The sequence below is a fragment of the Plantactinospora sp. CNZ321 genome, assembly GCF_004217235.1.
The window spans coordinates 3743743-3763641 of the sequence record NZ_SHKQ01000001.1 but is presented as its reverse complement, the minus strand read 5'-3'; the positions used below and the strand labels follow the sequence as shown (position 1 = coordinate 3763641).

The window sequence follows — 19899 nt, the reverse complement described above, 5'->3', positions numbered from 1 at the left end:
CCCGGATTCTCCTCGCATGGCTCGGTGGTCCGGATTCTCCTCGCACCGGCGGCGCGTCGGTAAGGCTAACCGACCGGGTGCCGGGGTTCGGCCAGCAGGTCCGGGGGTTCGGTCAGCAGCTTGTCGACCTCGGCGCCGGTCGGCATCGCGGCGGAGCCGCCGAGCCGGGACGCCACCAGCGCCCCGGCCGCATTGCCGAACCGGATCGTCCGATCCAGCGGCCAGCCGGCGAGCAGCCCGTGGCAGAGCGCGCCGCCGAAGGCGTCCCCGGCACCGAGCCGGTTGCGCACCTCGATCGGCACCGGCGGCACCTCGACCACCTCGTCGGCGGTCCGGGCGAGCACTCCGGACGGCCCCCGCACCACCGCCAGCCGTACGCCCCGGGCGAGCAACGCCGCGGCCGCCGCGTGTGGCTCCCGCTCACCGACCGCGGTGGCGCACTCGTCGAGGTTGCCGACCGCGACAGTGGCGTACCGGAGCGCCGACTCGTACGCCGCCCGGGCATCGTCTCGGGAGGGCCAGAATCCCGGCCGGTAGTCCAGGTCGAAGACGGTGTTCGGGGCACGTCCCCGGGCGCCGAGGGCGGCGAAGTGGGCGTCCCGGCTCGGCAACTCGCAGAGCCCGGTGCCGGTGAACCAGAAGACCCCGGCCGTCCGGATCGCCGGCAGGTCCAGCTCCTCGGGGCGGATCTCCAGGTCCGGCGCCCTCGGACAACCGTAGGAGTAACTAGGGAAGGCGTCGGGCGGGAGGACCTCGCAGAAGGTCACCGGGGTCGGCAGCCCGGCGACCGGGAGCACCCAGCGGTCGTCCACCCCGAAGTCGCGCAGCGCGCGGTGCACGTACTCGCCGAACGGGTCGGCGCCGGTCCGGGTGACCAGGGCGACCCGCCGGCCGTACCGGGCCGCCGCGACGGCGACGTTGGCGGCGCTGCCGCCGAGGAACCTTCCGAACGTCTCGACGTCGGGCAGCCGCGTGCCGGTCTGGAGTGGACAGAGGTCCACTCCCACCCGCCCCATGCTGACCACCTCGAACGAGGTCACCGCATCATGTAACCCCGACACGTCCGGGACGGTCAATATCTGTCGTACCCGCGACGGCGCCCGGGCGTGGCGAGTTACCGGAGGCGTCGCCCGTGCCCGGCCTCGATCCGGTCGGCGACGCGGGGTGCGACGGGCCGCTCGCCGCACGCCGTCCAGCGGATTCGGCTCACTTCGCGAAGATCTGGGACTCGTCCCGGAACGCCTTGAATTCCAGGGCGTTGCCGGCCGGGTCGCGGAAGAACATCGTCCACTGCTCGCCCGGCTCGCCCGCGAACCGCAGGTACGGTTCGATCACGAACCCGCCGCCACCGGCCCGGATCCGGTCCGCGAGGGCGTGGAAGTCCTCGATCGAGAGGATGAGCCCGAAGTGCGGCACCGGTACGTCGTGCCCGTCCACCGGGTTGCGCCCCGCGTCGGTCTGCCTGGCCGCCGGTACGACGTGCGTCACCACCTGGTGGCCGTAGAAGTCCCAGTCGACCCAGGCGTCCGCCGAACGCCCCTCGGCAAGGCCGAGCACTCCGCCGTAGAAGGCGCGGGCCCGCGCCAGGTCGTCGACCGGGATTGCCAGGTGGAAGCCGGGACGGGGGGCCGCGGTCATCGTCTGCTCCTCTCCGCCGGGTGTGGCCCGGCCTCTTCCGCCATCCAAGCATGATCACGTCGTCGGGATTGGTGCAGAATCGGCGGCCAGGAAACGGCCGACCACCCGGCGGACCGGTCGGGCTCGGACGACCCGGAACCGCACCGGCCCTCCCGGGGCGGCCTGGGCGACCTGCGGAAGGTCGTCCGGGTGCAGCACGCCGATCACCGGGTAGCCGCCCATGGTCGGATGGTCGGCCAGGAAGATCACCGGCGAACCGGCCGCCGGCACCTGCACCGCGCCGAGTACCAGGCCCTCGCTGCGCAGTTCCCGGCGGATCCGTCGGGGCAGCGCCGGCCCCTCCAGGCGTACCCCGATCCGGTTGCTGTGCGTGGAGACGTGGTAGCGGCTGGCGCCGAGGAGGCGTACCGCGTCGTCGGTGAACCAGTCCGTGCGGGGGCCGAGCAGGACCCGCAGGGTCAGCTCCTCGGCCAGGATGCCGGTCGGGGCGACGTCGACCGGGGCGGGCGGCCCGGCCGCTTCGCCCAGTGGCAGCCGGTCCCCGGCCCGCAACGGTGCGGGGCCGAGCCCGGAGAGCAGATCGGTCGACCGGCTGCCGAGTACCGGCGGGGCCGCGATCCCGCCGTCGAAGGCGAGATAGCTGCGCAGCCCGCGCCGGGCGGCGGTCACCTCGACGCGGGCTCCGGCCGGCACCGGTACCGGGGCCGACCAGCCCGCCGGCCGGCCGTCCACGGTGACCGGCGCCCAGGCTCCAGTCACCGCGACCGTGCCGGCCCGGCCGACCCGCACCGAGACTCCGGTGCCGGTCGTCTCGATCGTCGCCGCGTCGGGCGGATTGCCGACCAGCCGGTTCGCCAGCAGATGCGCCGGCAGGTCGAGTGCGCCCGAGCGGGGTACCCCGAGGTGCGCGTGCCCGGGTCGGCCGAGGTCCTGCACGGTGCTGAGTGCCCCGGGCCGGAGCACCTCGACGAAGCGTCCGGCGGTCATGCCGGCGACTCGCCACGCCCGGCGTCGTGCCGCGCCCGCGCACCGGGCCGGCCGCCGGCATCCTCGTCGACGCCGGCGATGCCGCCCCTGCCGTCGTCGCCGCCGCCCCTGCCGTCGTCGACGTCGACGTCTCGGAACCGGACCCGCGTCCCGGGGGTGAGCAGGGCGACCGGGTCCCGGTCCGGGTCGAAGAGGACCAGGTCGGTGCAGCCGAGCAGTTGCCAACCACCGGGCGAGTCCCGGGGGTAGATCCCGGCGTAACCGCCGGCCAGCGCGACCGAGCCGGCCGGGACCCGGGTCCGGGGCACCGCCCGCCGGGGCAGGTGGTACCGCTCCGGCAGACCGGTGAGGTACCCGAAGCCGGGGGCGAAACCGCAGAACGCGACCCGGTACTCGGGGGCGCTGTGTATCCGCCGCACCTCCTCCTCGGTGACCCGCCAGTGCCGGGCCACCTCGGCCAGGTCGGCACCGTCGTACCGGACCGGCACCTCGACCAGCGGCCCGTCCGGCGGCCGAGACGAACTCGGCCGCCAGCCGGCGAGCCGTCCGGCCAGCGCCGCCGGATCGTCGAGACCGTCGAGCAGCACGGTGAGTTCCCCGGGTACGACGTCCCGCACGCCGGCCAGTTCGCCCCGGTCCCGCCACCGGTGCAGGTCCGCGGCGAGCGCGGCGGTGTGCGCCGGCTCGGTCACCTCCACCAACAGCGCACGCAGCCCCACCGGGATGATCCGCACCATCGCACACTCCTCGTCGATGCCGGTGGTCGCCCGAGGGTCAGACGAACGGGGCGAGGCCGACGCCCGCATCCTGCAACGCGGTGCGCACCTGGCGGGCCAGTTCGACCGCACCCGGGGTGTCGCCGTGCACGCAGATCGACCGGGCGTGTACCGGCACCGGGGTGCCGTCGACGGCGGTCACCCGCCCGGTGGTGGCCATCTCGACGCAGCGCCGGGCGACCGTGTCCGGATCGGTGACCAGCGCGCCGGGGCCGCCGCGTTTGGCCAGGCTGCCGTCGGCCCGGTAACCGCGGTCGGCGAAGGCCTCCCGGACCGTCTTCAGCCCCAGCTCGGCGGCCTGGCGCAGCAGTTGCGAGCCGGGCAGACCGAGGATCGGCAGGTTCGGGTCGTACGCGGAGACGGCGCTGGCCACCGCCGCCGCCTGGGCCGGGTCGGTCACGGTGCGGTTGTAGAGCGCGCCGTGCGGTTTGACGTACCGGACCCGACCGCCCTCGCTGCGGGCGATGCCGTCCAGCGCGGCAAGCTGGTACAGCACGTCGTCGGAGAGCCGGTCGGGTTCCATGTCGATGGCCCGGCGACCGAAGCCGGCCAGGTCCCGGTAGCCGACGTGGGCGCCGATGCAGACGTCCCGGCTGATCGCCTCCGCGCAGACCCTGCGCATGATCGTCGGATCGCCGCCGTGGAAGCCGCAGGCGACGTTGGCGCTGGTCACGACGGAGAGCAGGGCCATGTCGTCGCCCAGCTGCCAGACCCCGAAGCCCTCGCCGAGGTCACTGTTCAGATCGAGGGTGACCGACATCGGAACCTCCCGGGGACCGCGGCGGACGCCGTCGATCCAGGCTGGCAGACTGTTGAACAATCCGTCAATGGTCATGTTCACTGGTGTCTGGTACTCGTGCCTCTCATAGCATGGACCTCCTCTTGATTGCGGGCCCGACGGTGTGAAGGAAGATGACCGCGTGACGTGGCTGGCGAAGCTCCAGGACGACCGCTCGTTGATCACGCGGGCGAGCACCGCGCAGCGGGTGGCGGAGGTTCTCCGGGTGCGGATCACCGAGGGAGCCCTGCTGCCGGGCACCCGGCTCTCCGAGGAGATGATCGGGGCGGCGCTCGGGGTCTCCCGCAACACTCTGCGGGAGTCGTTCCGGCTGCTGATGCACGAGCGGCTGGTGGTGCACGAACTCAACCGGGGCGTCTTCGTCCGGGTGCTCGAGGTCCAGGACGTGGTCGACATCTACCGGGTCCGCCGGGTGCTGGAGTGCGCGGCCGTGCGCGACGCCCGCAACTGCTCCGCCGAGGCGGTGGACGCGCTCGAGGCCGCGCTGGTGGCGGGCGAACAGGCGGCGGCGCAACAGCGGTGGTTCGATGTCGGCACCGCCAACATGCGGTTCCACCAGGCCATTGCCGGCCTGGCCGGCAGCCCCCGGATCGCGGAGATCATGCGGCAGGCGCTGGCCGAGATCCGGCTGGCGTTCCACGTGATGGCCGCACCGCAGACCTTCCACCAGCCCTATCTGGACCGGCACCGGGAGCTGCTGGAGCTGATTCGCGGCGGCGAGGTGGAGCGGGCACACGCGGTGCTCGACGCCTACCTGCGGGCCGCGGAGCGACAGCTCGTCGACGCGTACGCCGACGGGGTGCCGGAGAAGACGGCCGCGCGGCGCTGACCGGTCGGCGGGCCTCGGCGACCGGCCGGCGGTCAGACGGTGTGCAGGGCGTACACCCCGGCATCGGTGCCGACCCCGGCCGGCCCACCCAGCGCGGACCAGGCGCTGCCGTTCCAGCCGGCGACGTGGTTCACCGCCACCCCACCGGCGCCGGTGAAGAACCCGCCGGCGATGAGCCGGCCAGCATGGACGGCCAGGGCAAGCACGATGTCCTCGGTGCCGGCACCCAGCGCGGACCACCGGGATCCGTCCCACCGGGCGACGTAGTTCGCCGCCGCCCCGTCCGCCTCGGTGAACGTGCCGCCGACGACCAGCGCCGCACCGAAGACGGTGAGCGCCCGTCCCTCGGCGTTCAGCCCGGCGCCGAGCGTCGTCCACGCGCCGCCGCGCCACTGCGCGACGTACCCGGCGGCGGTGGAGCCGGCCTGGGTGAAGCCGCCCGTGGCCACCAACGCGCCGTCGTGCACGGCCAGCGCCAGTACGTCGCCGTTGAAGCCCGTGCCGAGCGTCGACCACGCGCCGTCGCGCCACCGGGCGATCCGGTTGGCCGCCGCGCCACCGGCCTGGCTGAACCCGCCGCCGACGATCAGCGCGCCGTCGTGCACGGCCAAATCCCAGACCGACGGTACGTCCACTCCGGTGCCGCCGGGCCCGGTCAGCGGCCACCACTCGGCCCCGTCCCACCGGGCGATGTGGTTGACGGTGACCCCGCCGGCGGTGCGGAACTGCCCCCCGACGAACAGGTCCCCCTCGAAGACCGCCAGCGCGTTGACGAAGTCGAGCGAGGTGGTCATCACTCCGGTACCCGACGAGCCGGTCAGCGGCGACCAGGTGCTGCCGTCCCAGCGGGCGATGCCGTTCACCCGTACCCCGCCGGCGGTGAGGAAGCTGCCACCGGCGATCAGGTCCCCGTCGTAGACGGTCAGGGCGGTGACCGAGCCGTCGGGTCCGGCACCCGACCCGCCGCCCGGCATCGACCAGGCGGAACCGTTCCAGGTGGCGAGGTGGTCGACGCTGGCGCCACCGGCCCGGGTGAAGGTGCCGCCCGCGTACAGGCCGGGGGCGGCGGCCGCCCGGGTGTCTGGATACACCGCAGCGGCGGCGGAGACCGGCTGCCCCGGTGCGGCGCTCGCGGCGCAGATCGCGGCCAGCGCGAACACGGAGAGTCCCCGCCGTAGCCTGGGTGTGCCGACCGCGGACATGCGCGCTCCCTCCGCCGGGTCCACCCGAATCAGGTCGGATCCTGCCAGGAAAAATACACGAGCATCAATGTTCGGGCAATTCGACCACCCGCCACCCCGCGCACCGGTCAGGGGCGCCGGGTCGGCTGGTGGAGCAGGCAGAACTCGTCGCGCTCCGAATCGACCGGTACGACGAACGGCGCGGCGCCACGCTGTCCCACCGCCGCCCGCCGGTCACCCGGAGTAATCACCCGGTCGGTTCTCGGCGTCGGGTCGCCGCGGTCCCTGCCGGGGTCGACCTGCAACCGGTTCCCGCCGGTCTGCTCCGGCGCCCCGGGCTGTGGCCCGGCCCTCGGTGCCGGGCTCGGCGGCTCACGGGCGGCGCAGCGTCAACAGGGTGATCTCGCTCGGCGCGAAGATCCGCAGCGGCGGACCCCAGAACCCGGTACCGCGACTGGTGTAGAGCCGGGTCACGTCGCCGTGCCGGGTCAGCCCGTGCACGGTCGGCTGGTCGAGCCGGACCAGGAGGTGGAACGGCCAGATCTGGCCGCCGTGGGTGTGCCCGGACAGTTGCAGGTCGACGCCGTGCGCGACCGCCGCACCGATCTGCTTGGGCTGGTGGGCCAGGAGCACCACCGGCAGGTCCGGATCGACGCCGGCCAGCGCGGCGGCGTGGTCGGGGCGGTGTCCGGGACGCCCCGACGATCCGGCGGTCGCGTCGTCTACGCCCGCCACCACCAGCCGGGAGCCGTTCCGCTCGACCACGAGGTGCCGGTTGTGCAGCGGCTCCCACCCGAGGTCCCGCATGTGGTCGAGCCAAGCCTGCGCCTCGCCGAAGTACTCGTGGTTGCCGGTCACGTACGTCCGGGCGAGCGCGGCCCGGACGTCACCGAGCGGCGCGGCCTGGGTACGCCGCTGCGCGACGGTGCCGTCGGCGATGTCACCGGTGTGGCAGACGATGTCGGCGCCGAGTTCGTTGACGGCCGCGACGACCCGTGCCGACCAGGCGGTCCGGTCGATCGGCCCGTAGTGGGTGTCGGTCAGCAGGACGATCCGGAGACCGTCCAGCCCGGGCCCAAGGCGCGCGATCGGCACCTCGACCCGGCGGACCCGGGGCAGCCGCATCGCCTCGACGTACCCCCAGACGAGCAGCAGTATCGCGACGACCGCGACCGCGGCGGCGGTGATCCGGGACCGGACCGGGTCGGCGACGCCGCCGGCCGCCAGTCCGGCCCGTAGCAGGTTGCCGAGCGCCGCCCAGACGAAGAGCACCCAGACCACGCCGAGCAGGGTGTCACCCACTCGGGCCGCCCAGTCCCGCCCACGGCCGTGCCCGAGGTACATCAGCACCGGTAGGGCGACGAGGGCCAGGACGAAGAGGGCGGTGCCGGCGGCGAAGACCGGGCCGGGCCAGTGCGCCCCGGCCGCGACCAGCGTCCACCAGGGCAGCCCGAACAGCAGGGCCAGCACGGCGGTCAGGGTCAGGCCGAACAGCAGTGGTCGCAGCAGCCGCCGGGCGGGCGCGACCGGTACGGTGGGTGCCGCTTCGCCGGCTGACACAGTGGGCCTCTCCTCAGCTCGTTCGGCTGGTCCCCCGGTGCGCCGCGTCCCCGTCGGCAGTGTCGCCGTCGGCGGTGCGCCGCGTCCCCGTCGGCGGTGTCCGTTGGTGGTGTCTCCGCCGCCGGTGTCTCCGCCGCCTGGGCCGGAGCGTCGACGCCCGGGTGCGTGCAGCATGACACGGGCGCCGCCGCATCGACCACGTTGCTGAGACCGGCCACAGCGAACGGTCTCCCGTCGGGCCCGGCCTAGACTCGGCGTGGAGGTGTATCCGCAGGCCGGCGGGGGACGGGAGGGCGATGATGTCGAGCCGACACGAGTCCAGAATCGAACGTCAGATCCGCGAGGCACAGGAGCGCGGCGAGTTCGACAACCTCCCCGGGGCCGGCAAGCCGCTACCCGGACACGGCGGCACGTACGACGAGAACTGGTGGATCCGGGACTGGGTACGCCGGGAGAACCTGACCGACGTCGGACCCGCGTCGTTGCAGATCCGCAAGGAGGCCGAGCAGTTGCCGGATCGGCTGGCCCGGGAGTCCTCGGAACAGGCGGTCCGGGCCATCGTGACCGCGCTCAACGAACGGATCCGGCTGGCCCGGCGCGGCCTGGTCGACGGGCCGCCGGTGGTGTTGCCGACCTTCGACGTCGAGCGGGTCGTCGAGACCTGGCGCCAACGGCGGGGACGGTAGCCGCACGACGGCGGAGCGGCTGCCCCGGCTGACCGGGACAACGCGGCCGGGCGGCTGCCCGGCCCGGACGGCCAGCCGGCCCGCCGCGGCAACCCCGCCGACGATTCGACGAGCCATTCGCGTCACTTCCACCAGGCGTCCAACCGTGCCAGCACGGCAAATCCGCCAGCCGAACGGTCGTCTTGTCGAGGCCGGCGCACGGCCAAAGACATAGCGTCGGCCGTCGCTGAGTACGAGTATCCGCAGGTCCCCTCTCCGGCTCCCCGGCGGGGCGACTCACCGGTCGGGCCCTAAACCGGTTCATGGCCGCCGCTCGGACCCGGGCTGGACCGCCGTTTCGGGCGTTCCGCCCCTGGCCACAGAGTCGATGTCGGCGGCTCGCCCTGAACCGGTTTACCCACTTAACTGTTCAGTTCCCACCGGCCCTTGTCGCGTCGTTGACAGCGCTGAAACCCGCGTGTACGTTCCCTGCAAGTCGCGCCGCCTATCATGCACTCCCCCAGGCGCGCCACTGTGCATCGCGCAATGTCAATGTGGACACCGAAAGGTGGGACGCGCATATGAGAAAGCACGGAATCGCCGGTGCCGCCCTCGCGCTCGTGCTGGCCGTGACGACGGGCTGTGGCGGGGGTGACGAGGAGAGCGGCACCGACGGTGCCGTCACCGGTGAGATCACGGTGCTGACCCAGCGCACGGACATCGTCGACACCGTCTTCCAGGACTACAAGAAGAGGTTCGAGGCGAAGTACCCCGGCACCACGGTCAAGTTCGAGGCGATCACGGACTACGAGGGCGAGGTCCGGATCCGGATGAACACCAAGGAGTACGGCGACGTGCTCCTCATCCCCAACTCGGTCACCACCGACCTGTTGCCGACCTTCTTCGAGCCGCTCGGCACCGTGGCCGAGCTGGAGAAGAAGTACCGCTTCGTCCGCACCGAGCAGCGTCTCGACGACAAGGTGTACGGCATCACCATCACCGGCAACGCCCAGGGCTTCGTCTACAACAAGAAGGTGTGGCAGCAGGCGGGCATCACCGCGCCACCGAAGACCCCGGAGGAGTTCCTCGGCGCGCTGGCCGCGATCCGGGACAGGACCGACGCGATCCCGCTCTACACCAACTACAAGGACAAGTGGCCACTGGGCCAGTGGGAGGGCAACCGGGGCGGAGTGAGCGGCGACCCCGAGGCGGCGATCAAGCTGGCCAGGGACGACGCGCCCTGGGCGCCCGGCAGGGAGCACCACATCATCGACTCGCTGCTCTTCGACGCGGTGCAGCGTGGACTGACCGAGCCGGACCCGACGACCACCAACTGGGAACAGTCCAAGGGCATGCTCGGCACCGGCAAGATCGCCACCATGATGCTCGGTTCCTGGGCCATCGTGCAGATGCAGGCCGCCGCCACCGACCGGGCGGACATCGGGTACCTGCCCTTCCCGACCCAGGTCGACGGCAAGTTCCACAGTGTCACAAGTGGCGACTACGACAACGGCATCAACGTCAACTCCAAGAACAAGGCGACCGCGCGGGCCTGGATCGACTGGTTCGCCGACGAGTCGAACTATGCGGTGGACCAGGGCGGCATCTCACCGCTGATCAACGCGTCGATGCCGAGCACCCTGGCCGACCTGACCGCCGCCGGCACCGAGTTCATCGAGTACAGCCCGGCGCCGAAGGGCGAGGAGGGGCTGGCCGACAAGATCGGCAACGCCGCCGAGATCGCGCTCTGGGACGGCACATACCGGCAGCGGATCGTGGACGCCGCCCGCGGGGCGAAGAAGGAGACCAAGGAGCAGATCTTCGCCGACCTCAACAAGAGGTGGGCAGCGGCCAGATCCAAGGTCAAGTAGCGAATCGACCCGGTCAGCACGCGCCGGGCGGGCGGTGGATGTCGCCCGCCCGCCCCCGGACGACCGCACGAGGGCGTGCGGCCCCGGTTCGATCCGGAAGGTCTGTGTTCCAGATGGCAGCTCCGACGAACACCGCGAGTCGCTTCTCCGGGTTGACCCGGACGCCGCGGCAGCGCCTCGGACCCACCGGCCCGCGCCGGCCGGTGTCGCGCCGCCGGAAGCCCCTCACGCCGTACCTCTTCCTGCTGGTGCCGGTGGCGCTGCTGGCCGTCTTCACCTACGTACCGGTCGTCAACATGTTCGGCTACAGCGTCACCTCCTGGAACGGCCTGAGCCCGACCAGGGAATTCGTGGGCGTCGACAACTACGTCGAGATCGCAACCCGCCCCGAACTCTTCGGAGTGCTCCGGGTCAGCCTCTACTACATCGGCGCGTCGGTGGTCCAGATCGCGCTCGCGCTCTACTTCGCCACCGTGCTCAGCTTCAACGTCAGGTTCCGCAACCTCTTCAAGGGAATCATCTTCTTCCCGTACCTGATCAACGGCGTCGCCATCGCCATGGTCTTCCTCTACTTCTTCCAGCCCGGCGGCACGCTCGACTCCGCGCTGCGGGTCTTCGGCCTCGGTGACCTGTCACAGCAGTGGCTCGGCGACCCGGAGGTGATCAACTATTCGCTCGCCGGTACCTCGGTCTGGCGCTACCTGGGGCTGAACTTCGTACTCTTCCTCGGCGCCATCGGGTCGATCCCGGCCCAGCTCTACGAGGCGGCCGAGATCGACGGGGCGAACCGCTGGGACCAGTTCCGCTTCCTGATCCTGCCCGGCATCCGGCCGATCGTCGGACTCTCGTTCATCCTGGCGATCTCCGGGTCGCTGTCGGTCTTCGAGATCCCGTACATCATGACCGGCGGCGCGAACGGCAGCGAGACGTTCGTGATCCAGACCGTCGACATGGCGTTCAAGTACTACAAGGTCGGTCTGGCCTCGGCGATGGCCGTCGTACTCCTCCTGATCATCCTGCTGCTTACCTGGATCCAGCGCCGGGTCGTACCCGACGAGAAGGTGAACCTGTCGTGAGCCCCACCGCCACCCGCTCCCCCGAGTCACCACCCCGGCGCCGGACCGGGGCCGGCGCCGCGCCGGGCACGATCGGCGGCCGGGTCGCGACGGCCCTCACGTACGCCTCCCTGGTGGTCGCCTCCCTGGTGGTGCTGACACCGCTGCTGGTCCTGCTGATGGCGTCGTTGAAGACGAACCAGGAGTTCATCAACGGCGCGCCGTTCGACCCGCCCGGCAACTGGTTCAACCTCGACAACTACGTGACGGCCTTCACCCGGGGCGGGATGCTGCGGGCCTTCGTCAACACGACGATCATCCTGGCCGTGTCGCTCGTCGGTACCGTCCTGATCGGCTCGATGGCGGCGTACGCCCTGGACCGGTTCGAGTTCCGGTTCCGCAGGACCATCATCATGCTGTTCCTGCTGGCCACCCTGGTGCCCGGGGTGACCACCCAGGTGGCGACCTTCCAGGTGGTGAACAAACTCGGCCTGTTCAACACCAGATGGTCCGCGATCGCGCTCTTCCTCGGCACCGACATCATCTCGATCTACATCTTCCAGCAGTTCCTCCGGGCGATCCCCCGGGAGTTGGACGAGTCCGCCGCCATCGAGGGCGCCAGCCACCTCACGATCTACTTCCGGATCATCCTTCCCCTGTTGAAGCCGGCGATCGCGACCGTCGTGATCATCAAGGGGATCACCATGTACAACGAGTTCTACATACCGTTCCTCTACATGCCGGACCGGGACCTCGGGGTCATCTCCACCTCGCTGTTCCGGTTCAAGGGGCCGTTCGGGGCACAGTGGGAGGTCATCTCGGCCGGGGTCATCCTGGTCATCATCCCGACGCTGGTCGTCTTCCTGCTGCTCCAGCGCTTCATCTACAACGGATTCACCAGCGGCGCCACCAAGTGAGCCCGGGTCACCGGGTACGAACGCCGCGGGCGTCCGGTCGCCTCGCTACCCTACGAGGGCTCTTCTCCCCTGACCTCTCCTGCTGGAGCCCAGATGCAGCGCGCCCTCGACGATCCGGTCGGACCCTCCGACCAGCCGGCCGGCCCCCTTGCCGCAGCGGAAAAGTCCGACGAACAGTCCGACGCCGACCCGGGCCGGGCCGCCCCGGAAACCGCACCGCACCGGGCCGACGAGCCGACGGCCACCCCCGGCGGCCCGGACACCGGCACCGTCCCGCCCCGCCGGACCACCGTGCGCCGAGGGCTGCTCGCGGTCAGACCGCTGCTCTTCGCCGCCGCCGCCGGGATTCTGGTACTGGCGATCGAGGCGCTCGCCCAGGCCGCCGGCTTCAATCCGTACTCCGGCCGGGTGCAGTACGGGATGCGGGCCGCTCCGATCGTCGTCGCCGTGCTGGCGGCCGGGTCCGTGTGGTGGGCCCGGCGCCGGGGACGGGCCTGGGACGCCGACCTGCTCCCGGCGCTGTTCGGCGGGCTCGGTGCGCTGACCGTCGTGGTCGGCCTGCACGGAACCCCGTACGACCTCTACGCGCTCGACGGCGACCAGATGTTCCGGACCGAGGCGGTCACCCGGTTCGCCGACTCGTGGCGGGGCGCCGACTACACCTACCGGGGCCTGCCGGCGTACTACGCACCGGCGTACTTCTGGGTGCTGGGTCGGACCGCCGACCTCGCCGGGCTCCCGCCATGGTGGATGCTCAAGTACGGCAGCATCGCGGTCGCGTTCCTCACCCCGCTCGTGGCCTACCTGCTGTGGCGCCGGGTGGTGACCGTCCGGGTCGCCGCGCTCATCTCGGCGACGCCGCTGATCGTCCCCAACCTCACCGAGACGTACTCCTGGCTCGTCCTGGTCGCCCTGGTGCCGTGGTGGCTCCAGGTCGGGCCCGGGCTGACCCGGCCGGGCCTGCGACGCTGGTCCCCGCTGCTGCTGGGCGCGATCGGCGCGGTGCTGTTCACCGTCTACTACTACTTCTTCTTCGTACTGCCGATCGTGCTGCTCCTGCACCTCGCCTGGTCCCGATGGCAGGGCCGGGTCGACTGGCGGGAGGTCGGCCGCCCGATCGGCATCCTCGGGATCGCCGCCCTCGGCTCGTCGCCGTACTGGGCGCCGCTGGCCTGGAACTTCCTCACCGCGCCGCACTTCGAGTCGCTGAACAACCGGTGGATCACGTTGAACTCGGGCAAGCTGGCCCTGCCGATGCTCGAACCGTCGGTGCTCGGCGCGCTGTGCCTGCTCGGCCTCGTCTTCCTGGTGGTGACCGCCCGGGAGGCGCTGTCCCGGGCACTGCTCACCGTGCTCGTCGCGCTGTACGTCTGGCACGTGGTCGGCTTCCTGTTCCTGGCCGCCGGCACGCCGCTGATGTCGTTCCGGATGCGCGAACTGGTGCCGACGGTGCTGCTGGCCGCGGCCGCGATGGCGGTGGTCCGGGCGGTCCGGTACGCCGCCGGCAGGTTCTCCGCCGAGCACGTCTGGCGGGTCGCCGCGACCCTCGGCGTACTGCTGGCGATCTTCGCCGGTGACCGCTTCGTCAACCTGGTACTAACGGACATCGGCAACGCGCACAACCGGGCCCTGCCGAGCGGCGAGTTGCCACCGTTCCACGAGCCTGACGCGAAGGCGTGGGGGACGCCGCCGGCCAAGCTGAGCGCGTTCATCGACGGCCGGTACCGGGGCACCGGACATCCGGTCGTGTTGACCGGGCACTCCGACCTGATGGCGCTCAACCCCTACTACGGGTTCGTGCAGTGGAACGCCAACTACAGCCACCCCACCGCCCAGTTCAACCGCCGGATCATCTTCCTGGAGGAGTTGGCCCGGTCGGGCACTCCGGCCGAGTTCGCCGCTCGGCTCCGGGACAACCCGTACGACCGGATCGACGTGGTGGTGCTGCACGTCGTCGAAGATCGGCTGGTCTTCAGGTTCCACGCCGACGACTTTCCGTTCGGGACCGCCCGCCGGGAGATCAGCTTTCCGCGCCGCCTGGTGACGCCGGAGCACTTCGAGGTGACCACGGTCAAGGACACCCTCGTCGCGGTACTGCGGTCGTAGCCCGGGGCCGGGGACCGGCGGTGTCGTAGCCCCGGCCGGGGACGGTGTCGTAGCCCCAGCCGGGGACCGGCGGTGTCGGCGGTCGGGCCGGTCGGCGGTATCGTCGTGCGGTGCGTGCAGACGGCGTCGGCCGGAGCCCGGCCGGCCGGCCACGGACCTCCTCGCGGACCGACTCCCCCGACCGGCCCGGCCAGACCAACCGGCCGGCCCGGACGGACCGGGCCGGCCAGACCGGACGGGCCGGCCCGGCGCGGGTGGGCAGAACGCTGCGGGTCAGCACCCGCAACGCCAGCTTCCAGCAGTGGTCGGCCCTGCTGACCAACCGCACGAAGCGGCAGCGGGCCGGCGAGTTCCTGGTGCAGGGCGTCCGGCCGATCACCCTGGCGGTGCAGCGGGGCTGGCCGGTGCACGCCCTGCTGCACGCGGACGGCGTGCCGCTGTCCCGGTGGGCCCGAGACCTGCTCGACGGGGTCGCCGGCAGCCGGGTCGCGGTCGCCCCCGAGCTGCTGCGGGAACTCGGCGGCAAGGACGAGGACCAGCCCGAGCTGGTTGCCGTGGTGGGCCTGCCGGCGGACCGGCTGGAGCGGATCCCCACCGGCCCGGACGCACTGGTGGTGGTCTTCGACCGGCCCACCGCACCGGGCAACATCGGCACCCTCGTCCGCTCCGCCGACGCGTTCGGCGCCGCCGGGCTGGTGGTGGTCGGGCACGCCGCCGACCCGTACGACCCGAGGGCGGTCCGGGCCAGCACCGGCTCGCTCTTCGCGATCCCGGTGGTCCGGACCGGGTCGCACCACGACGTGCTCGACTGGGTGGCGGCGCTGCGCGGACGAGGGCTGCCGGTACAGATCGTCGGCACCGACGAGACCGGCGAGGGCGAGATCGCCGAACACGACCTCACCGGGCCGACCGTGCTGCTGGTCGGCAACGAAACCTCCGGGCTCAGCGCGGCCTGGCGGCAGTCCTGCGACCGGATGCTCCGGATCCCGATCGCCGGGGCGGCGAGTTCGCTGAACGCCGCCACCGCCGGCACGGTCGCACTCTACGAGGCGGCCCGGCAGCGACGCGCCCGACCGGCGCCGCCCGGTTGACCACCTCCGCAGGGCGAGGATGGGCGGACCGGGCGGCTGGCCGGCTGCCGCCCCGACGGCGCGGGGTCGGCCCGGGCTGCGGCCCTCAGTGCGGCAGTGCCGCCGGGGTGTGGCCGACCGCGACCGGCGGGGCCGTGCGCCGGGCCAGCCGGCCCGGCCACCAGGTGGCGGGCCCGATGGAGAGTGCCAGTGCCGGAATCAGCAGGCTGCGCACCAGGAACGTGTCGATGAGTACGCCGACCGCGACGATCACCCCGGTCTGCACCGACGGCACCAGCGGCAGCACGGTCAGCGCCGCGAACGTGGTCGCCAGCACCACACCGGCGCTGGTGATCACGCCGCCGGTGACCGTGAGGGCGTGCAGCACCCCTCGCCGGTGTCCCCGGACGGCGACCTCCTCCCGGGCCCGGGTCATCAGGAAGATCGTGTAGTCCACGCCGAGGGCGACCAGGAAGAGGAACGTCTGCAACGGCAGCGCCACCCAGAGCCTCGGATGGCCCAGCACGTCGAGGATCAGCCCGGCCGCACCCAGCGCGGCGAGGTACGACAGCACCACACTGGCCAGCAGCAGCAGGGGGGCGACCAGTGCCCGGAGCAGTGCCACCAGCACGAGGAAGACGACGAGCAGGATCAGCGGCATCACCACCCGGTCGTCCCGGCTGGTGACCCGGTCGACGTCCAACTGGTACGCGGTCTCGCCGCCGACCAGCGCGTCGGCACCCGGCACCGCCCGCAGCGCGGTACGCAGCCGGTCGATGCTCTGCTTAGCCGCCGCGCTGCCCGGGTCGTCCGCGAGTACCGCCGGGATCCGTACCCAGCGGCCGTCGGCGGAGCGCTCGACCGGGCCGACCTCGGCGATCCCGTCCACGCCCCGGGCCGCCCGGACCACCCGGTCGGCACCGCCCGCACCGGCCACGATCTCCACCGGCGCGATCATGCCGGCCGGCCAGTGCGCCGCCACCATCCTCTGCCCGGTGACGGAGCCGACCTCCCGGGTGAAGTACCCGTCCCCGGGCAGACCGACGCTGAGGTTGCCGATCCCGAGCACCAGCACGCCGAGCGCGAGCGTGCTGCCGATCCAGGTGATCCTCGGCCGCCGGCCGACGAACCGGGCCACCCGGGCCCAGCCACGGTGATCCTCGGCGACGTCGTGCCCGGCCAGGTCGGCGGTGTAGCGCGGGACGAAGGGCCAGAAGACCCAGCGGCCGAAGAGCACCAGTACCGCCGGTAGCAGGGTGGCCATCGCCACCAGGGTGGCAGCGATGCCGACCGCGCCGACCGGGCCGAGCCCTCGGGTCGCCGGCAGCTCGGCGGCGAGCAGGCAGAGCAGCCCGGCGCCGACCGTGGCGGCCGAGGCGCACATCGCCGGGAAGGAACGGCGCAGCGCCAGCGCCATCGCCGCGTGCCGGTCCGGGTGTCGCCGCAGCTCCTCGCGGTAGCGGGCGACGATCAACAGCGCGTAGTCCACCCCGACGCCGAGGACCAGTACGGTCAGGATGGTCTGACTCTGGAAGTCGACGGTGAGCCCGCCGTACCGCGCGAGCAGGTAGACCGCCGCGCTGGCCAGCTGACTGGCCAGCGCGGCGGTGAGCAGCGGGATCAGCCAGAGCACCGGACTGCGGTAGGTGACCAGCAACAGCAGTGCCACCGCGCCGATCGTGGCGAGCAGCAGCGTGCTGTCCATCCCACCGAACGCGTCGAAGAGGTCTCCGTCTGCCCCGGCCGACCCGGTCAGGGCGGTACCCAGACCGTCCGGCCCGCCGCCGGCCAGCCGGTCCCGGATCTCGCCGACCGCCGCCGACTGCTCCTCCTCGGTGCCGGCGAGCGGAAAGGAGAGCAGCAGGGCCCGGCCGTCTTCGCTGGACAGTTCGGTGGGTGCGCTCCCGTCGACCGCGTACCGGGCGAACGCGGCCCGGTCGGCCGCGACCCTGGCCCGGTCGGCATCGGTGAGGCCGCTCTCCCGGGCGTAGACGGCGACCGCGACCAGGGCGTCCGGCTCGGGGAACGCGGCCGAGGCCCGGGCGGCCGCCCGGCTGGCCTCGGCGCCGCCGGGCAGGGCACCGAGGTTGTCGTTCTGCTGCACCCCGCTGAGCTTCAGCGCGAGCGGGCCGACCACCGCGGCGACGACGACCCAGAGGGCCAGCATCGCGAACTTCGCGCGCCGGCCGGCGACGACGCTGGCAATTCGGTGTCCGGAGATGGCGTGTTCCTCGTCGGTCATGACGTCGATCCAACGGGCTGGCAGGGCTACCGGCAGGGGTGGCACGTCCCGAACCGGGGTGGTCCTAGCACCACAGCTCGGGTCGGGCCGGTCGGCCAGAATGGGCGGATGGACCGCGTGACCACTGAACCTTTGTCAACCTCCCCTTGCGGTCCGACGGACTGCAAGGTCGGGCGCGGTGCATGAGCGCCGCGCGGTTCAGGTTGAAAAGGTTGACTCTCCGGCCGCCATCGCCGTGGCTCCGGCGCCGGCTCGCGCAGAGCGGCCAGGCGCTGCTGCTGGCCGTCCTCTCGGTGAGCGCCAACATCGGGCTGCTGGTGCTCTCGCTGCTCTCCCTGGCCTTCACCGTGCTGGGGGTGGGGCTGGTCGCCTTTCCGGCGGTGACCGCCGTGGTACGCGATCTGGCCGACCTCAACCGTCGGATCGCGGGGCGGTGGACCGGCCGGGAGGTGCCGAGCCCGTACCGGCCGGCACCGGAGCCGATCACCGTCTGGCGCCGGTACCGGTGGGTGGTCACCGACCGGGCGACCTGGCGCGACCTGCTCTGGCTCGCGGCGTCGATCCCGGTCGGGCTGGTGCTGGGGCTGCTGCCGGTCTGCCTGGTGGTCTACGGCCTGGAGGGAGTGCTCGGGCTGCCGATGCTGCTCTGGGCCCTCGACGTCTGGTACGGCTACGGCGCGATCTGGCCGATCGACAGCTTCGGCCAGGCGCTGCTGGGGGCACCACAGGGTGCCCTGATCCTGGCCTTCGGCGTCGTCGCCGGCGACCTGATCCATCGGGCGCACGCCGGCTTCACCCAGGCGCTGCTGGCACCGAGCCGGACGGCGGCACTGCACCAGCGGGTCCGGCGGCTCACCGAGACCCGGTCGGAGACCGTCGACGCGCAGGCCGCCGAGCTGCGCCGGATCGAGCGGGACCTGCACGACGGGGCGCAGGCCCGGCTGGTGGCGCTGAGTATGAGCATCGGACTCGCCGAGGAGCTGATGGGTCGCGACCCGGAGGCGGCGCAGCGGCTGATGGCCGAGGCCCGGGAGGCCAGCGGGCAGGCCCTGGGCGAGTTGCGGGAACTGGTCCGGGGCATCCATCCGCCGGTCCTTGCCGAACGCGGGCTGGCCGGTGCGGTCCGGGCGCTCGCGCTGAAGCTGCCGCTGCGGGTCGAGGTCGACGTCGAACTGCCGGGCCGGCCGCTGGCCCCGGTCGAATCCGCGGTCTACTTCACCGCGGCCGAACTGCTGGCCAACGTCGCCAAGCACAGCGCCGCGCGGAACGCCTGGGTACGGCTGCGGCACGGCGACGGTCGGCTGGTCATGGTGGTCGGCGACGACGGGGTGGGCGGGGCCGACCCGACCGGCGGGACCGGCCTGCGGGGCATCGAACGACGACTGGCCGCCTTTGATGGGACGATGTTCGTGGCCAGCCCGCCGGGCGGGCCCACGAGGGTGACCATGGAGCTGCCTTGCGAGTTGTCATCGCCGAAGACCTCGCCCTGCTCAGGGACGGGCTGACCCGGCTGCTCCAGGCGTTCGACCTCGAGGTCGTCGCCGCGGTCGACAACGGGCCGGCGCTGCTGCCGGCGCTGCTCGACCACCGCCCCGACGTGGCGGTGGTCGACGTACGGTTGCCGCCGACCTTCACCGACGAAGGGCTCCAGGCGGCGATCGAGGCCCGCCGGCGGATTGCCGGCCTGCCCGTCCTCGTGCTGTCCCAGCACGTCGAGCAGCTCTACGCCCGGGAACTCCTGGCCGACCGCACCGGCGCCATCGGCTACCTGCTCAAGGACCGGGTCGCCAACGTCAGTCAGTTCGTCGACGCGGTGCGCCGGGTGGCGGCCGGTGGCACGGTGATGGATCCGGAGGTCATCGCCGAGCTGCTGGCGAACCGCTCCGGCGTCGAGCCGCTGCACGCGCTGACCGGCCGGGAGCGGGAGGTGCTCGGCCTGATGGCCGAGGGCCGGTCGAACGCGGCGATCGCCGGCCGGCTCTTCGTCACCGAGAAGGCGGTCAGCAAGCACATCAACAGCATCTTCAGCAAGCTGGGCATGCCACCGTCGGAGGACGACAATCGGCGGGTGCTGGCCGTGTTGACGTATCTGAACGCGTGAGATAGCCGGCCGGACCGCGAGCCGACCGCCGACCGCCGACCGCCGTCGATCATCCACTGTGACCGATGGAATTGATCGGCATAATTCGCTACCATCCGCCAT

At 72.3% G+C, this 19899-nt stretch carries 18 protein-coding genes; 9 read left to right on the top strand and 9 right to left on the bottom strand.

The window, feature by feature from the left end; translation table 11 throughout:
• Positions 1 to 65: 65 nt before the first annotated feature.
• The 5 genes from iolC to EV371_RS16430 all read right to left on the bottom strand — a co-directional run bounded on the left by iolC (position 66) and on the right by EV371_RS16430 (position 4161).
• Complete coding sequence (iolC, locus tag EV371_RS16450; RefSeq protein ID WP_486484646.1) at positions 66 to 1040, bottom strand: 5-dehydro-2-deoxygluconokinase; 975 nt, start codon at positions 1038 to 1040, stop codon at positions 66 to 68.
• Between the two features lie 166 nt (positions 1041 to 1206).
• Complete coding sequence (locus EV371_RS16445) at positions 1207 to 1638, bottom strand: VOC family protein (RefSeq protein WP_130462816.1); 432 nt, start codon at positions 1636 to 1638, stop codon at positions 1207 to 1209.
• 54 nt (positions 1639 to 1692) lie between these two features.
• Positions 1693 to 2625 (bottom strand): 5-oxoprolinase subunit C family protein, encoded by a 933-nt coding sequence (locus tag EV371_RS16440; RefSeq protein ID WP_130462815.1) that lies wholly within the window; start codon positions 2623 to 2625, stop codon positions 1693 to 1695.
• Positions 2622 to 3362 carry a 5-oxoprolinase subunit PxpB gene (gene pxpB, locus EV371_RS16435; RefSeq protein ID WP_130462814.1) on the bottom strand — a complete coding sequence of 247 codons (741 nt, stop codon included), beginning with the start codon at positions 3360 to 3362 and terminating at the stop codon, positions 2622 to 2624. Before pxpB ends, EV371_RS16440 begins: the two co-directional genes overlap by 4 nt.
• Before the next feature lie 37 nt (positions 3363 to 3399).
• Positions 3400 to 4161 carry a 5-oxoprolinase subunit PxpA gene (locus EV371_RS16430; RefSeq protein ID WP_130462813.1) on the bottom strand — a complete coding sequence of 254 codons (762 nt, stop codon included), beginning with the start codon at positions 4159 to 4161 and terminating at the stop codon, positions 3400 to 3402.
• Between the two features lie 160 nt (positions 4162 to 4321).
• Here EV371_RS16430 and EV371_RS16425 point away from each other — a divergent pair, with 160 nt between their 5' ends.
• The gene (locus tag EV371_RS16425; RefSeq protein WP_207230515.1) at positions 4322 to 5029 is read left to right on the top strand and encodes a GntR family transcriptional regulator; all 708 of its coding nucleotides are present in this window, start codon (positions 4322 to 4324) and stop codon (positions 5027 to 5029) included.
• A 32-nt stretch (positions 5030 to 5061) separates the two neighbouring features.
• On the opposite strand, the gene EV371_RS16420 is transcribed toward EV371_RS16425, so the two are convergent.
• From EV371_RS16420 to EV371_RS16415, 3 genes are all read right to left on the bottom strand, one after another.
• On the bottom strand, positions 5062 to 6231 hold the full coding sequence (locus EV371_RS16420; RefSeq protein WP_130462811.1) for a hypothetical protein: 1170 nt from the start codon (positions 6229 to 6231) through the stop codon (positions 5062 to 5064).
• A 107-nt stretch (positions 6232 to 6338) separates the two neighbouring features.
• The gene (locus tag EV371_RS34340) at positions 6339 to 6461 is read right to left on the bottom strand and encodes a hypothetical protein (protein ID WP_486484645.1); all 123 of its coding nucleotides are present in this window, start codon (positions 6459 to 6461) and stop codon (positions 6339 to 6341) included.
• 121 nt (positions 6462 to 6582) lie between these two features.
• Entirely contained in the window at positions 6583 to 7770 is a 1188-nt protein-coding gene (locus EV371_RS16415; RefSeq protein WP_349337451.1) for a metallophosphoesterase, read from the bottom strand.
• A 296-nt stretch (positions 7771 to 8066) separates the two neighbouring features.
• Between EV371_RS16415 and EV371_RS16410 the strand changes: the two genes are divergently transcribed.
• The 6 genes from EV371_RS16410 to EV371_RS16385 all read left to right on the top strand — a co-directional run bounded on the left by EV371_RS16410 (position 8067) and on the right by EV371_RS16385 (position 15475).
• The gene (locus EV371_RS16410) at positions 8067 to 8456 is read left to right on the top strand and encodes a DnaJ family domain-containing protein (protein ID WP_486484644.1); all 390 of its coding nucleotides are present in this window, start codon (positions 8067 to 8069) and stop codon (positions 8454 to 8456) included.
• Between the two features lie 560 nt (positions 8457 to 9016).
• Entirely contained in the window at positions 9017 to 10306 is a 1290-nt protein-coding gene (locus EV371_RS16405) for an ABC transporter substrate-binding protein (RefSeq protein ID WP_130462809.1), read from the top strand.
• 113 nt (positions 10307 to 10419) lie between these two features.
• A complete protein-coding gene (locus EV371_RS16400) occupies positions 10420 to 11382 on the top strand; it encodes a carbohydrate ABC transporter permease (protein WP_130462808.1) in 963 nt (320 codons plus the stop codon).
• On the top strand, positions 11379 to 12278 hold the full coding sequence (locus EV371_RS16395; RefSeq protein WP_486484643.1) for a carbohydrate ABC transporter permease: 900 nt from the start codon (positions 11379 to 11381) through the stop codon (positions 12276 to 12278). The genes EV371_RS16400 and EV371_RS16395 overlap by 4 nt, the downstream gene beginning before the upstream one ends.
• A 93-nt stretch (positions 12279 to 12371) precedes the next feature.
• Positions 12372 to 14384, top strand: coding sequence for an arabinofuranosyltransferase (locus tag EV371_RS16390; protein ID WP_130462807.1), 2013 nt, complete (start codon positions 12372 to 12374; stop codon positions 14382 to 14384).
• Positions 14385 to 14638: 254 nt separating this feature from the next.
• Positions 14639 to 15475 (top strand): RNA methyltransferase, encoded by an 837-nt coding sequence (locus tag EV371_RS16385; RefSeq protein WP_130465967.1) that lies wholly within the window; start codon positions 14639 to 14641, stop codon positions 15473 to 15475.
• Positions 15476 to 15560: 85 nt separating this feature from the next.
• On the opposite strand, the gene EV371_RS16380 is transcribed toward EV371_RS16385, so the two are convergent.
• The gene (locus EV371_RS16380) at positions 15561 to 17696 is read right to left on the bottom strand and encodes an MMPL family transporter (protein ID WP_130462806.1); all 2136 of its coding nucleotides are present in this window, start codon (positions 17694 to 17696) and stop codon (positions 15561 to 15563) included.
• Between the two features lie 212 nt (positions 17697 to 17908).
• On the opposite strand from EV371_RS16380, the gene EV371_RS16375 reads away from it, so the two are divergent.
• Entirely contained in the window at positions 17909 to 19201 is a 1293-nt protein-coding gene (locus tag EV371_RS16375) for a sensor histidine kinase (protein ID WP_486484642.1), read from the top strand.
• Entirely contained in the window at positions 19153 to 19797 is a 645-nt protein-coding gene (locus tag EV371_RS16370) for a LuxR C-terminal-related transcriptional regulator (protein ID WP_130462804.1), read from the top strand. Before EV371_RS16375 ends, EV371_RS16370 begins: the two co-directional genes overlap by 49 nt.
• The last annotated feature ends 102 nt before the right edge of the window (positions 19798 to 19899 follow it).

What these genes read in the sequence shown, in the direction of transcription:
- EV371_RS16445 (WP_130462816.1), bottom strand. Translation starts at nt 1,638, where the DNA reads ATGACCGCGGCCCCCCGTCCCGGCTTCCACCTGGCAATCCCGGTCGAC.
- EV371_RS16420 (WP_130462811.1), bottom strand. Translation starts at nt 6,231, where the DNA reads ATGTCCGCGGTCGGCACACCCAGGCTACGGCGGGGACTCTCCGTGTTC.
- pxpB (WP_130462814.1), bottom strand. Translation starts at nt 3,362, where the DNA reads ATGGTGCGGATCATCCCGGTGGGGCTGCGTGCGCTGTTGGTGGAGGTG.
- EV371_RS16380 (WP_130462806.1), bottom strand. Translation starts at nt 17,696, where the DNA reads ATGACCGACGAGGAACACGCCATCTCCGGACACCGAATTGCCAGCGTC.
- EV371_RS16390 (WP_130462807.1), top strand. Translation starts at nt 12,372, where the DNA reads ATGCAGCGCGCCCTCGACGATCCGGTCGGACCCTCCGACCAGCCGGCC.
- EV371_RS16405 (WP_130462809.1), top strand. Translation starts at nt 9,017, where the DNA reads ATGAGAAAGCACGGAATCGCCGGTGCCGCCCTCGCGCTCGTGCTGGCC.
- EV371_RS16410 (WP_486484644.1), top strand. Translation starts at nt 8,067, where the DNA reads ATGATGTCGAGCCGACACGAGTCCAGAATCGAACGTCAGATCCGCGAG.
- EV371_RS16440 (WP_130462815.1), bottom strand. Translation starts at nt 2,625, where the DNA reads ATGACCGCCGGACGCTTCGTCGAGGTGCTCCGGCCCGGGGCACTCAGC.
- EV371_RS16430 (WP_130462813.1), bottom strand. Translation starts at nt 4,161, where the DNA reads ATGTCGGTCACCCTCGATCTGAACAGTGACCTCGGCGAGGGCTTCGGG.
- EV371_RS16400 (WP_130462808.1), top strand. Translation starts at nt 10,420, where the DNA reads ATGGCAGCTCCGACGAACACCGCGAGTCGCTTCTCCGGGTTGACCCGG.